General features: G+C 74.3%; 10 protein-coding genes, 1 pseudogene and 1 riboswitch. Of the genes and pseudogenes, 9 read left to right on the top strand and 2 right to left on the bottom strand.

The genetic code is table 11. The annotated features are described in order from the left end of the window. Positions 1–57 precede the first annotated feature (57 nt). Genes ACFZCD_RS01160 through ACFZCD_RS01140 form a run of 5 tightly spaced genes read left to right on the top strand, consistent with a single transcriptional unit; the run spans position 58 to position 4,517 of the window. Positions 58–903, top strand: coding sequence for a hypothetical protein (locus ACFZCD_RS01160; protein WP_391826552.1), 846 nt, complete (start codon positions 58–60; stop codon positions 901–903). After that, positions 900–1,964 carry a hypothetical protein gene (locus ACFZCD_RS01155; RefSeq protein ID WP_391826550.1) on the top strand — a complete coding sequence of 355 codons (1,065 nt, stop codon included), beginning with the start codon at positions 900–902 and terminating at the stop codon, positions 1,962–1,964. Before ACFZCD_RS01160 ends, ACFZCD_RS01155 begins: the two co-directional genes overlap by 4 nt. Next, positions 1,961–3,187: a patatin-like phospholipase family protein gene (locus tag ACFZCD_RS01150; RefSeq protein ID WP_391826548.1), complete on the top strand. Its 1,227-nt coding sequence runs from the start codon at positions 1,961–1,963 to the stop codon at positions 3,185–3,187. The genes ACFZCD_RS01155 and ACFZCD_RS01150 overlap by 4 nt, the downstream gene beginning before the upstream one ends. A gap of 21 nt (positions 3,188–3,208) precedes the next feature. After that, positions 3,209–3,976 (top strand): glycerophosphodiester phosphodiesterase family protein, encoded by a 768-nt coding sequence (locus ACFZCD_RS01145; protein ID WP_391826546.1) that lies wholly within the window; start codon positions 3,209–3,211, stop codon positions 3,974–3,976. Positions 3,977–3,992: 16 nt separating this feature from the next. Beyond that, on the top strand, positions 3,993–4,517 hold the full coding sequence (locus ACFZCD_RS01140) for a DUF4231 domain-containing protein (protein WP_391826544.1): 525 nt from the start codon (positions 3,993–3,995) through the stop codon (positions 4,515–4,517). A 22-nt stretch (positions 4,518–4,539) separates the two neighbouring features. On the opposite strand, the gene ACFZCD_RS01135 is transcribed toward ACFZCD_RS01140, so the two are convergent. Beyond that, entirely contained in the window at positions 4,540–7,509 is a 2,970-nt protein-coding gene (locus ACFZCD_RS01135; protein WP_391826542.1) for a BTAD domain-containing putative transcriptional regulator, read from the bottom strand. Between the two features lie 212 nt (positions 7,510–7,721). Between ACFZCD_RS01135 and ACFZCD_RS01130 the strand changes: the two genes are divergently transcribed. After that, positions 7,722–7,934: a hypothetical protein gene (locus ACFZCD_RS01130; protein WP_391826540.1), complete on the top strand. Its 213-nt coding sequence runs from the start codon at positions 7,722–7,724 to the stop codon at positions 7,932–7,934. A 460-nt stretch (positions 7,935–8,394) separates the two neighbouring features. Further along, complete coding sequence (locus ACFZCD_RS01125) at positions 8,395–9,465, top strand: S1 family peptidase (protein WP_391826538.1); 1,071 nt, start codon at positions 8,395–8,397, stop codon at positions 9,463–9,465. Positions 9,466–9,528: 63 nt separating this feature from the next. Here ACFZCD_RS01125 and ACFZCD_RS01120 read toward each other — a convergent pair whose 3' ends face one another. Beyond that, on the bottom strand, positions 9,529–10,002 hold the full coding sequence (locus ACFZCD_RS01120; RefSeq protein WP_391826536.1) for a C40 family peptidase: 474 nt from the start codon (positions 10,000–10,002) through the stop codon (positions 9,529–9,531). A gap of 3 nt (positions 10,003–10,005) precedes the next feature. Further along, positions 10,006–10,195: riboswitch (cyclic di-AMP (ydaO/yuaA leader) on the bottom strand. 336 nt (positions 10,196–10,531) lie between these two features. Between ACFZCD_RS01120 and ACFZCD_RS01115 the strand changes: the two genes are divergently transcribed. Next, positions 10,532–11,614, top strand: coding sequence for a glutamate--cysteine ligase (locus ACFZCD_RS01115; protein ID WP_391826535.1), 1,083 nt, complete (start codon positions 10,532–10,534; stop codon positions 11,612–11,614). 59 nt (positions 11,615–11,673) lie between these two features. Continuing rightward, positions 11,674–12,315 (top strand): annotated as a pseudogene (locus ACFZCD_RS01110) (FAD/NAD(P)-binding protein); the annotation flags it as partial. Between the last annotated feature and the right edge of the window lie 388 nt (positions 12,316–12,703).

Genomic DNA, 12,703 nt, shown 5'->3' with positions numbered 1-12,703 from the left:
GACTACGGGTGGAATGAGCACGAGGCGCCCCAGGAGCCGCATCCCGCAGTGCCTGCCATGCGCACGGCGACCAGCGGCCAGTACTCGCAGGAGTGGTGGCTCGGCCAGCTCCACGACCTGCAGCAGCGGCTGGCGGCGGTCGAGTCCTGGCAGCAGGCCCTGGACGGGCGGGCGGAGCAGCAGGCGGCGAAGCCGAGAAGGGGCGGCGGCTCGTCGCAGTGCGACTTCACGCGCCTGCGCGAGACGGTGGGCCAGGTCTCGGACGGGGTGACGGCCATGGCCCTGCGCGTGGACCACCTGGAGACGCGCCTGCGGCAGGTGGAGGTCCTGCTGGACCGGCTGCGGTCCGCGGGCGTCCGGGAAGCCATCGCCACCGGCGAGGCCCCGAGCGACATGCACCGGCGGCACTCGCAGATCAAGGAGCGCTACCAGCGCCTGGTCGACCAGGACCTGCGCAACCTGGCCCGGGAGCTGTGCCCCGCGGACGCCGGGCAGTGGGACCGGATAGCCGGCGGCCTGCCGGCCGCGCGGGCCCGCGCCGTCGCCGAGACCGTGCACATGCTGTTCGCGCCGGCCCAGCAGGGCAAGCCCGCCACGGCCGTGGACGTGCAGGCCGCCCTCGCCCACCGCGGCTACGCGACGGAGGGCACCGACTCCCGCCTCCGCAAGGTCGTCGACACCGCCAACGGCATCGTCCGGGACATGGCCGACGTCGAACTGCCCGCGTCCCTGCTGTTCGACGTCGACGTCACCACCCTCTCCGAGGACGACTACCAGGCCTACAACCGCCAGGACACCGGCACCCCGGGCTTCCTGGTCGCCCCGGCCTACGCCGTCCAGGGCGAGGCCCCCGAGAACCGCCTGAAGGCGTTCGTCTTCCTGGCCCCGGGCGAGGCACCATGACCTTTCCGGACGACCCGCTCAGCCTGGAGATCGTGGCCCGCGGCGTGCCGCTCGTCGACGACCGGCTGCTCCTCGAACTGACCAACGACCTGCACACCGCCAACGACCTGACCCGCTCCGCGGCCCGCGAGGGCTTCTTCGCCCGCCTCCTCAGCCGGGCGACGGGCCGCGACCGGATCCGCGAACGGACCGTCCGGGACCGGATGCTGAGCTCCCAGAAGCTCACCCTGCGCTGGCTGACGCACCTCAGCGAGCGGATGACGGTGACCGACCTCGTGGTGGCCGAGGTCTCCGAGGAAGTGCACGACGTCAAGAAGCGGATCGAGCGCGTCGAGGCCTCCAGCCAGTGGTCGGCGGCCGCGATCGGCGAACTCGGCGCGATCCTCGCCCGGCTGGCCGGTGACACGGGCCGCTTCCTGTCCGACCACGAGCGCCGGCTGGGGGCGCTGGAGGCCGGGCTGGCGCTGGACCGCGCCGCCCGCCGCTGGCGCCACCCCCGCCCCGACCCGCAGCTGCCCTGGCTGGTCGGCGCGGTGCTGCTGGCCCGCGAGGTGGCCTCCGGCCCGGCCGGCACGTACGCCTTCACGGGCGGGGAGACGCTCATGCAGCGGCAGTTGGTGGAACGCATGCTGCAGGACCCGCCCGTGCCCTGGTTCGAGGGCGTGAAGTCGGTTCCGGCCATGCTCACCGCCGTGGTACGCGACCTGCCCAGCCGGAACCACCGGCTGATGGTGGCCGAGCTCCTCGGCCTGGGGGTGGCCGACGAGCTGTCGGACGCGGCCGGTCCGCTGACCTCCGCCCTGGCCCGGGCGGCGGAGCTGGCCGTGGCGGGTTCGGACCCCGACGACGCCGCGCGGGCCGCGCTGCGGGACAGCAGCGGCAGCGGTGACCTCTTCCTCCCCTCCAGCCTGAGCGTCGAGCAGCTCGTACGGCGCATCGTGGCCGAGCAGTTCGCGGAGGCGCGGCAGCGGCGGATCCGGCTCCGCAAGCACGCCCCGGAAGCCGATGCGAGCGGCGGAGGATACGGCGGACAGGACGGTGCGGGACGTGATGCACAGTGAGTGACGCACAGGACAGTGACGTACAGGACAGTGACGCGCAGGGCACGGACGCCCTGAGCAGTGACGTGCTGAACAGTGACGCGCAGGACATCGAACGCTCCTTCTCCGGCTGGGCGGCCCGCGCCGAGGACGTGGCCGCCGCGGCCGCCGGACCCGCGCCCGGAGCGGCGGCTCCCTCCGACTGGGCCGCGGCGCCGGCGCTGATGCCCGTCTTCCCCTCGCCCGGCTCACTGCGCATCGGGCTCGTGCTGGCCGGCGGCGGCGCCAAGGGCGCCTACGAACTGGGCGTGTGCGACTACCTCGCCGAGATGGGCCTGGAGATCGCGGCCATCGCCGGCACCAGCATCGGCGCCCTCAACGGCGCCGTGCTCGTCAGCGCCCCGGACCTGCCCACCGGCACCCGCCGCCTGGCCGAGTTCTGGGAGCGCTTCTCCACCCGGTCGGGCGTGACGCCCTTCGCCGACCAGGGCCTCCCGCTGGACGAGGCTGGGGCGGCGGCGGAAGGCACCGCCCGGCAGGCCCGGCTGCTCGCGTCGCGGCTGCTGGGCCTGCGCCGCCGCGTCGGCCTGCTGGAGGAACTGGTCGGCGAGGCGGTGGACGCCGCGGCGATCCGGGCCGGCCGCCCCCTGTGGGTGGCCGCGTACCCGCTCGTCCGCACGCAGTCCCTCCCCGTACGGCTGCGCCACCTCGTGGAGATCCTGCGGTGGCTGGGCGGCGCGCGGGGCGCCATCCTGCGCCTCAACAGCTATCCGGAGCACCAGATCCGGGAAGCCGTGCTCGCCAGCGCCGCCCTGCCGTTCATCTTCCCCTCCCGCGTGGTCGACGGCTGCGCCTACCTCGACGGGGGGCTGGGCGGACCGGGCGACCGCACCCCGGTGCGCGCCTTCGCCGAGCAGGAGCACTGCGAGGTCGTGGTGGTGGTGCACCTGCACCCGGACGCCGTCGTCAGCTCGTACGAGGCGAGCCGCGTCACCCGGATCGACATCCGGCCGAGCGTGCCCATCGTCCCGCCCGGCCCGCTCGGGCCGCTCACCGGGCTGCTCTCCTTCTCCCCCGACCGGGTCCAGGCGCTGCGCCGGCTCGGATACCGCGACGCCTGGGTACGCTTCGAGGAGCTCCACCACCTGCTGGGTGTGCACAACTCCCTCTCCCAGGCGGAGACTCGCATGCTCGCGGCGTTCCAGCGGTTGTGCGACGCCCCCCGGCCTGCGACTCCGTCGTGACGTCCGTCCTGGAGGCCGCCCGTGCGAGATCTTCCCTGGCACCTGAGCCGGCCGATCGCGCACCGGGGGCTGTACGGAGGCCCGGACGGCCCGCCGGAGAACTCGATGGCGGCGTTCCGGCGCGCCGTCGCCCACGGCGTGCCCTTCGAACTCGACGTGCAGCTCACGAAGGACGGTGCACTCGCCGTCGTGCACGACGCGGCGGTCCGCCTGCCGTCCGGACGCGCACTGCCCGTCACGTCCCTGACCCTCGGCGAGCTGCGCGCGATCGCCTCGTCGGCCGCGGCGGCCGCCCTGCCGGCCACGCTGCCCGAGGTGTTCGCCGCGGTGGCCGGGCGGGTGCCCGTCATGGTGGACGTCCGCCGCTGGGGCGTGGCCGGTGCGGCCGGCCTGGAATGGGCCGTGGTGCGGACCGTCCGCGGTTACGACGGCCCGGTCGCCGTGCAGTCGTTCGACCCGCGGACGGTGTTCCGGCTGCGGCGAGCGCTTCCCGGGGTGCCGGTGGGGCAGATCGCGGGGGCCCTCAGGTCCGCGCCGCCCGTCCTGCGCCCGGTCGGCCGGTCCATGGCCACCAACGCCGTCTCCCGTCCCGGCTTCCTCAGCTTCGAACTGGACGCCCTGCCGTCGCGGGCCCTCCGCTTCTGGCAGCGGCGCGGACTGCCCGTCATCGGGTGGACCGTCCATTCGCCGGAGCAGGAGCGGGCCGCGCGCGAGTCGGTGACGAACGTCTTCTTCTCCGGATACCTGCCGTCGGCGTACACGTCGGGACCGTCGTCGCCGGCCCTGTGAGTGCAAGGGAAATGTGTTGCGGAAACCGAATCTGAGATTCTCTGCGCCCCGCTGGCGGAACTCCGAGGCGGGCTTCACCGACGCCGCCGAGCGGTACGTCCTGGAGGTCATAGACTTCTACAACGTCCGCGCCGCCTGGCACCGGCGCTTCTACCGGCTGAGCGGTGCGGTCGTGATCCTGGTCGGCGCGGCCCTGCCGGTGCTGACCGCCCTCGACTTCCCCGGCAAGAGCGGCGCCATTTCGGCCGCGGGTTTCCTGGTGGCGATCACCACCGCCCTGAAGAGCCTGTACCGCTGGGACGTCTCCTGGATACTGCTGCGGGAGACGGAGATCGAGCTCACCCGCGTGTATCTCCAGTGGCGGGCGGGGGGCATCGGCCCGGACCGCGGCGACGCTTCGTCCCGCTCGGCGAACGCCCTCCTCGACGAGGTGTTCCGGATCCGCCGCCGGGAGTCCTCCCAGTTCTTCAAGAACCTCCCGGACCCGGGCCCTGCCGTTCAGCCGGTCAACGGGCCGGCGGGCACGCGCGCCGCGCACTGACGGCCCTCCGTGTGCCGGGGCCTCAGTGCAGCGGGGCGGGCGTGTCCGCCAGCAGCTCCCGTACCCACGCCGCTTCCGGGACCCCCAGCCGCTCGAAGAGGGTCAGGGCCTCGCGCAGGTGTTCGCGGCCGTGGGCGGGGTCGCCGAGGCGGGACCGGGCCTGGCCGAGGACGGCGTGGGCCAGGCCCTGGCAGTAGGTCTTGCCCAGGTCGCGGGCGATGTGCAGAGACTGCTCGGCGCAGGAGACCGCGTCGTCGTCGCGCCACTCGGCGAGGCGGCACTCGGCGAGCCGGGCCCATGCCAGGCCTTCCCAGCCGCGCTGCTGCTGCTCGATGAAGTAGCCGAGGGCGTCGCGGAGCTGACGGCCCGCCAGATCGGGGCGGCCGGTCTTGTGGAGGACGCAGCCGTGCTGGTAGAGGGTCAGGGCGATGGTCGGGCCGTTGCCGGTGGCCCCGGCGATGCGGACGGCCTCGGCGGCGTCACGTTCGGCCTCGCGGGGCCGGGCGAGGGCGAGGCGGACGCGGGCGGTGTTGGCGAGCACCCGGGCCTCGCTGCCCCGGTCGCCCAGGACGTCGCACAGCATGCGGGCCTGCTCCAGCAGGGGCAGGGCGCGTGCGGGCCGGTCGGTGGCGAAGCAGAGGATGCCGAGGGTGTTGGCGGCGAGGTGCCGGCACATGGGGTCGCCGGCGGCGTCGGCGAGGCGCAGGGCCTCGGACAGTTCGCGCTCGGCGTGCTCGTAGACGTCGGTGAGGTAGTGCAGGTTGCCCAGGACGTAGCGCGCGCGGGCCTCGACGCGCCGGTCGCCCGCCTCGGCGGCGGCGACGGCGGTCAGCTCGGACAGGCGGCGCAGTTCGTCGCGGTACGCGGGGCCCTCGATCAGGCCCGACCAGGTGAGGAGCAGGTCGCCGGCGGGGCGCAGCGCCCGGGGCAGCTGGCGCACGGCCTGGGAGAGGGTGGCGGCAAGCGTGACGTGCTCGCGGCGCAGCCACTGGCGGGCCTCGTCGGCGTCGGCGAAGTCGAGGCCGGGGGCGGTGACGGGGTGGAGGTGGCGGTGGAGGGCGTGGTCGGGTTCGAGGATGCGGGAGGCGTTGCCGACGGTGGCGAGCAGGTGGTCGAGGAGGCGCGCGAGGGCGCCGCTGCGCTCCTCCGGCGACTCGGTGCGCTCGGCCCGGCGACGCGCGTAGAGCCGGAGGAGGTCGTGGAAGCGGTACCGGCCCGGGGCGTACGACTCGAGCATGCCGGCGTCGGCGAGGCCCTCGGCGAGGTCCTCGGCGGTGAAGTCGTCGCAGCCGAGGAGGACGGCCGCGGCGGCGAGCGGCAGGTCGGGGGCGTCGGCGAGGGCCAGCAGGCGGAAGGCGCGGGCCTGGCCGGGCGGGAGGTGGGTGTAGCCGAGCCGGAACGTGGACTCGACGGTGAGGTCGCCCGCCTGCAGTTCGTCGAGGCGGCGGCGTTCGTCGTCGAGGCGTGCGACGAGGGAGGCGACGGTCCAGCCGGGCCGGGAGGCGAGGCGGGAGGCCACGATGCGGACGGCGAGCGGCAGGTGGCCGCAGGCGGCGGCCAGCGCCTTCGCGGCGCGCGGCTCGGCGTTGATGCGGTCCTCGCCGGCGATGGCGGCCAGCAGTGAGAGGGCCTCGGTCTCGGTGGTCACGCCGATGTGGAACTGGCGTGCGCCGCCGAGGGTGACGGCCCGGGACCGGGTGGTCACGAGCACGGCGCAGCCGGCGGTGCCGGGCAGCAGCGGGCGGAGCTGGGCGGCGTCGCGGGCGTTGTCGAGGAGGAGCAGGACGCGCCGGTCGGCGAGGACGGAGCGGTAGAGGGCGGCGCGCTGTTCGAGGTCGTCGGGGATGTCGGACTCGGGGACGTCCAGCGCCTGCAGGAAGTGAGCCAGGACGCTGCCGCTGCCGGCGGGGTCGGCGCACGTGCCGCGCAGGTCGACGTAGAGCTGGCCGTCGGGGAAGTCGGGGCGGGCCAGGTGGGCGGCGTGGACGGCGAGGGTGGTCTTGCCGACGCCGCCGATGCCGGTGAGGACGGCGATCATCACGGCGGGGCCGGCGGCGCCGGTGAGCGCGCCCCGCACCTCGCGCACCAGCTCCTCGCGGCCGGTGAAGTCGGGTATGCCGGCGGGCAGCTGGAAGGGGGCGCCGGCCGGGCGCCGGGCCTCGCCGGGGCCGGGTGCGTCGGGGGACCCGGGTGCGGGCAGGGCGAGCCCGGGGTCGCCGGCCAGCACGCGGGCGTGCAGCCGGGCCAGCTCCGGGCCGGGCTCGACGCCGAGTTCCCCGACGAGCAGCCGCCGGGCGTCGGCGTAGGCGGCGAGCGCGTCGACCTGGCGGCCGCAGCGGTAGAGGGCGAGGACCAGCTGGGCGCGCAGCCGCTCCCGCAGCGGGTGCTCGGCGGTGAGCGAGGTGAGTTCGGGGACGACTTCGGCGTGCCGGCCGAGGGCCAGAGCGCAGTCGAAGAGGCCTTCCTGGGCGGCGAGGCGGGCCTCGGAGAGCCGGTCGTGCTGGCGTTCGCAGTACGGGCCGGGGAGTCCGGCCAGCGCGGCGCCGTGCCACAGGTCCAGTGCGGCGGCGTAGGCGTCGTGGGCGGTTGCGGTGTCGCCCGCGGTGTGGGCGGCGGTCGCCTCGGCGAGGAGGCGTTCGAAGACGAGGGCGTCGACGTTCGCGGGCGCCACGCGCAGGGCGTAGCCGCCGGCCACGGAGACGAGGACGGTCGCGGGGGTGCGGGCGGCGCGGCCGGGTTCGAGGAGGGTGCGCAGGCGGGAGGCGTAGGTGCGGATGGTGCCGAGGGCCTGGGGCGGGGCGTTCTCGCCCCAGAGGGCGTCGATCAGCTCGTCGCTGGAGACGGTGGCGCCGCCGCGCAGCAGGAGGACGGCGAGCATGGCGCGCTGCTGGCGCGCTCCCAGGTCCACGGGGCGGCCGTCCGCCAGCGCGCGAACCGGGCCGAGCAGCTGGAAATGGAGCCGGTCCGCGGACGGCTCCGCTGTGTCCCGCATGTCTCCCCCGACCGTGCCGTGCCGGATCCGTCCGGCGCCAGCGGTGACAGTACCTCAGTGTCCCGTACGGCAGCAGGTGCCTGTTGCGGTCCCCTGCGGACCGCCGGCCGCGCCCGGTGAGGGGGCGTTGATCGTCCGTTGATGCCGCCGATACATACTGCAGGAACAGTTGTTCCCCGCGCATCGCAGCGCACTTCCCCACAGGAGTTCACATGACCGCTGAGGACCCCAAGCACCTGGAGCAGACCGGGGCCCCCGCCGAGCAGGCCGCCGCAGGCCCGGACCAGGCGGCGACGCCGTCCGAGCAGGCGATGGCGACCGAGCTGGACCAGCCGGTCGAGCACGTGGAGGGCGCGGCCGCCGGGGGCCAGGGGCACGGAGGCAGCGGCCCGATCCGTCCGACGCACACGACCGGGGCCCAGTAGCCGGACGTGAGGGGCCGGGGTTCCGCCGTTCGCGGCGGCCCCCGGCCTCAAGGCCTTAAGACCGGGCAAAGAACGCCCCGGAGCCGCACCAAGAGCGGTCCACGAAGAGCGAATACCGGACAGGCGCACTCATCGCCGCCCGCCCGGCGCCCGGCCGCCGCCCGCGCGCGTCACCCCCGTTCAGAAGGACGCCTCCGGGTGCCCGTGAGCCGCCGGAGACCTCCCGACGGGGCCGCACATGCGACCGAATGTCACTCTTGAACTCCCGCTCGCCGCACCGGGATACTCGCCCGTACCCCACTCTTGACATGGACGCGGCGATCTCATCGGCCCTGTCGCGCACCGTGTCCTCACCAGTGCGCACCCACGTACGCCCACGTACGCCCCGCGCACGACGTATGCACTCCTCCACGCCCGGGCACCACCGTGCCGCCGGGCACTCCCCCACAGGAGGCCACGAGTGAAACGTTCCCGCATCTCCACGCGCCGTACGGCCACCGCCGGTGCGGCGATGGTGGCCCTGGCGGCCGCGGCGCTGACGCTTCCCAGCGCGCACGCGAGCTCGCCCGCACCCCGTCAGCTCTCCTCGCCGCAGGCCGCGGAGCTCGCCCGGCACATCGCCGCCGGCCTGGGCGCGGACTCGGCGGGCTCGTACTACGACGCCAGGACCGGCAGGCTCGTCGTCGGCGTCGTCGACCAGGACGCGGCGGCCCGGGTCCGGGACGCGGGCGCCGAGCCGAGGATCGTGCGCCACTCGGCGACCGAACTCGCCTCGGCCAAGCGGACGCTGAAGTCGGACGCCGCCATTCCGGGCACGGCCTGGTCGGTGGACCCGCGCCTCAACAAGGTCGTCGTCACCGCCGACAGCACGGTCACCGGCGCCCGGAAGGCCCGCCTCGACAAGGTCGTCGCGAGCCTCGGCGACAAGGTCACCGTCAAGAGAACGGCCGGTGCCTTCCGTCCGCTCGTCGCGGGCGGCGACGCGATCTGGGGCAGCGGCGTGCGCTGCTCCCTGGGATTCAACGTCACCAAGGGCGGGCGGCCGTACTTCCTCACCGCCGGACACTGCGGCAACGCCTCGCAGACCTGGTCCGCCTCGCAGGGCGGCGCCCGGATCGGCACGACGGAGAGCTCGTCCTTCCCGGGCCACGACTACGCGCTCGTGCGCTACGCCTCCGGCGCCTCCCACGCCAGTGAGGTGGACCTCTACGACGGCAGCACGCAGAGCATCAGCAGCGCCGGAGAGGCGACCGTGGGCGAGCAGGTGCAGCGCAGCGGCAGCACCACCGGCGTCCACGGCGGCCAGGTCACCGGCCTCGACGCGACCGTCAACTACCAGGAGGGCCAGGTCGACGGCCTGATCGACACCACCGTCTGCGCCGAGCCGGGCGACAGCGGCGGCGCCCTCTTCGACGGCGGCACGGCCCTGGGCCTCACCTCGGGCGGCAGTGGTGACTGCTCCTCCGGCGGCGAGACGTTCTTCCAGCCCGTCCCGGCGGCGCTGCAGGCGTTCGGGGCGCAGCTGCCCTGACCCCCGCCTGACCGGCTGCGGGGATCCCCGGGAGGGATCCCCGCAGCTCCGGGCCGGCCGGGGTCAGTTGACCCGGCCGTACCAGACGCTGCCGGTCCAGATCTTCTCGAGCCGCACGCTCGTGCCGGGCTTCGGAGCGTGCCAGATCTTGTTGCTACCCGCGTAGATACCGACGTGGTAGACGTTGCTGCCCGAGTGGAAGAAGACCAGGTCGCCCGCCTGGCGGGAGCCGGACGAGATGTGCCGGGTCTTGTTGTACTGGTCGGCCGCGGTGCGCGGCAGGGACTTGCCCACCTTCTTGAAGGAGTAGAGCGTCAGGCCCGAGCAGTCGAACCGGTTGGGGCCGGCGGCGCCGTACTGGTACGGGGAGCCCTGCTTGGCGGCCGCGACCTTCAGGGCGGCGGCGCCCGGGGTGGCCGCACTCGCCTCGGCCGTCATGCCGGGGAGCAGCATGGACGCGGTCACGGTGGCGGCGGTGACCACGGAGGCGGCACCGGCGCGGGACATGAGCGTGGATATACCGGGGAACGCAGACATGCCAAAACCCTTCGTCATCCGCCTGCGAAAGATGACCTGTCGGGTTCGGGCTGTCGAAGTTGCCCGGCCGTCTGAAATGACTTCAGTGGCTTCACCCCAAGGACCACCGCCATCGTGGTCCGCCGTGCTCGGGTCTCCCGCTCCTGCCGATCCATTCGCTTCTGCTCCGCACCCGGTACGGCGGCAGGACTCGGCGTCCGCCCGGGTCGCCCGCCTCGGTGACGGGATCTTGTTGTTCGATGCACGATCCTGCATCACGGAACGCCGGAATTCGGAGCCGAAAGGGGCTTCTGTGAACTTCTTCACTTCCCGGCGACCGCCGGAACCGGGGTGTTCCCAGGCGTCACGAGTGGCGGGAAATCCCTTTTATCAAAAGGCGGTTGAAGAACTGATTCGAGTCACCCCCGCGTTACCCGGGCGACCCGAAAGGCGAGGTGACCGGGGACGTGGCAGGGCGTCTTTGCGTCAGAAAGCCGTGGCGGCGGGGCGCGTGCGGTTCGCCGCGAGGGCCCGAGGGTAGCCCTACGGCATGCTCACCCTAGGGATCGAGGAGGAGTATCTTCTGCTCGACCCGGCCACCGCACTGCCGGTTCCCCTGGCCGATGAGGTCCGGGCGGCGGTCGACCTGGATCCGGTCGTGAACGAGCAGGAGGTTCAGGCGGAGCTGTTGCAGGCCCAGGTGGAAGTCGCCACTCCGGTCTGCTCCGATCTCGCCGAGGCCGGCCGGCACCTGCTGCGGCTGCGCCACGCGGTGAGCTCCGCCGCCAAGCGGTCGGGCTGCCGGCTCGCCGCCTGCGGGACGGCGCCGTGCTCGGGCCCCGAGCCCATTCCGGTCACGGGCAACCCCCGCTATCTGGCGATGCGGACGCGTGCCGCCCAGCTCGTGGACGAGCAGTTCGTCCACGGGATGCACGTCCACGTCGCCATCCCCGACCGCGAGATGGGCGTCGCGGTCCTCAACCGGGTGCGGCCCTGGCTGCCCGTCCTCGTCGCCATGGCGGGCAACTCCCCGCTGTGGAACGGCCAGGACACCGGCTTCTCCAGCTGGCGGACCGTGGTCTACAGCCGCTGGCCGGTCAGCGGCCCGCCCCCGTACTTCGACGGCCTCGCGGACTACGAGGAGCGCATCGAAGCGCTGCTGACGGCCGGTGCGATCGCGGACCGCGGCCAGCTGTACTGGCAGGCGCGGCTGTCGGACCGCTATCCCACGATCGAAGTGCGCTGCCTGGACGTGCAGTTGCGGGCCGACGACGCCGTCATGTTCGCCGGCATCGTCCGCGGGCTGGTCGCCACCGCCATCCGCGACGAGAAGGCCGGGCGTCCCCCCACTCCCTGCCTGCCGGAGCTGCTCGCCGCCGCGAACTGGCACGCCGCGCGGCACGGCCTCGACGGCGTGCTCGTGGACCGCGAGGGCCGGCGCCGGGGCGCGGAGGAGGTCGTCCGCTCCCTCCTCGTCCACATCGGCCAGTCCCTGGAGGAGTCCGACGACACCCGCCAGGTGAGCTCCCTCGTCCACCGCCTCCTCCGCCGCGGCACCGCAGCGGACCGCCAGCGCCGCGCACTGGCCACGGACGGCCTGAAGGCGGTGATGGAACTGATCGCGGAGCCGTAGGCCCACGGCCGGGCCGCCGCGAAACACACTGCGCCCGCAACTGCTTCTTGCCCTCGGTGATGTCCCGGGGCGACGTCCGGACTGGCGAAGCGCACCGCTTCGTCGCTGCACGCTCCGTTTTACAGCGCTGCCTCACGCCGTACGGGTTCCACCGCCCGGCCGGCTGGGCAGGGTGCCCCGGAAGGCCGGGAGGGGAGTTCGGGGAGGCGGTGCGTGTGGAGGGTGTTGGCGGCCGGGATGTTGTCGTCATCGGGGGTGGAGTCGCCGGGACCAGCCTGTTGGTGCAGCTGGTGCGCGCGGTCACCGGCCGTCCTCCGCCGCTCCCCGTACGGGCCGTGCGGCTCGTGGATCCCCGGCCGGCCGGCTGGGGGCTGGCCTTCGGGGACGAGGACCCGCTGCTGCTGTGCAACTCCGCCGCCGAGCTCAATTCGCTCCTCGCCGACCGGCCCGGCGACTTCGTCGAGCACCTGCGCGAGCGCGGCTGGACCGGCAGCCCGAAGGACTGCGTGCCGCGCGCCCGGATGGCCGAGTACTGCGCGGACCGCTGGGCCCGGGCGCGGGAAGAGGCCGGGCGGGCCGGCATCGCCGTGGAGCACGTACGGGCCGCGGCGGCGAGCATCAGCATCCCGGCGGACGGCCGCGGCGGGCACCGGGTTCGGCTGAGCACGGGGCAGGAACTGGCCGCGGACGACGTGGTCGTCTGCACCGGCGTCTCCACGCCCCGCGTCCCCGACGGCTTCGCGGCGTTCCTGCACCACCCGCGCTACCTCGGCAGCCCCTACCCGGCCCGCCGGATCCGGCAGCACCTGCGCCCGCGCTCCCGGGTACTGGTCCTCGGAAGCCACCAGTCGGCGACCGACGCGGCCCTGCTGCTGTGCCGCGACGGCCACCGGGCGGCGCTCGCCTCACCGTCGGGCATGCTGCCCGCCGTGCGCGAGTCCCTGGCCGAGCCGCTGCACGCGTACCCGCCGCTGGAGCGCATCTCCCGGCTCGACCCGGCCGATCCGTGCCTGGCGGACCGGCTGGTGCGGTGCGTGGTGGAGGCCGTGCGGCTGTACGGCCGGCGGCCGCTGCGCCGGCAGGTCTCCC

The sequence above is a fragment of the Streptomyces sp. NPDC008001 genome (genome assembly GCF_042958085.1).
In the GTDB taxonomy this organism is placed as follows: domain Bacteria; phylum Actinomycetota; class Actinomycetes; order Streptomycetales; family Streptomycetaceae; genus Streptomyces.
This window is presented reverse-complemented; position numbering and strand designations above follow the sequence as displayed.

Coding starts and splice junctions, on each gene's coding strand:
- ACFZCD_RS01160 (WP_391826552.1), top strand. CDS start 58: ATGCGCACGGCGACCAGCGGCCAGTACTCGCAGGAGTGGTGGCTCGGC.
- ACFZCD_RS01155 (WP_391826550.1), top strand. CDS start 900: ATGACCTTTCCGGACGACCCGCTCAGCCTGGAGATCGTGGCCCGCGGC.
- ACFZCD_RS01135 (WP_391826542.1), bottom strand. CDS start 7,509: ATGCGGGACACAGCGGAGCCGTCCGCGGACCGGCTCCATTTCCAGCTG.
- ACFZCD_RS01130 (WP_391826540.1), top strand. CDS start 7,722: ATGACCGCTGAGGACCCCAAGCACCTGGAGCAGACCGGGGCCCCCGCC.
- ACFZCD_RS01120 (WP_391826536.1), bottom strand. CDS start 10,002: ATGTCTGCGTTCCCCGGTATATCCACGCTCATGTCCCGCGCCGGTGCC.
- ACFZCD_RS01115 (WP_391826535.1), top strand. CDS start 10,532: ATGCTCACCCTAGGGATCGAGGAGGAGTATCTTCTGCTCGACCCGGCC.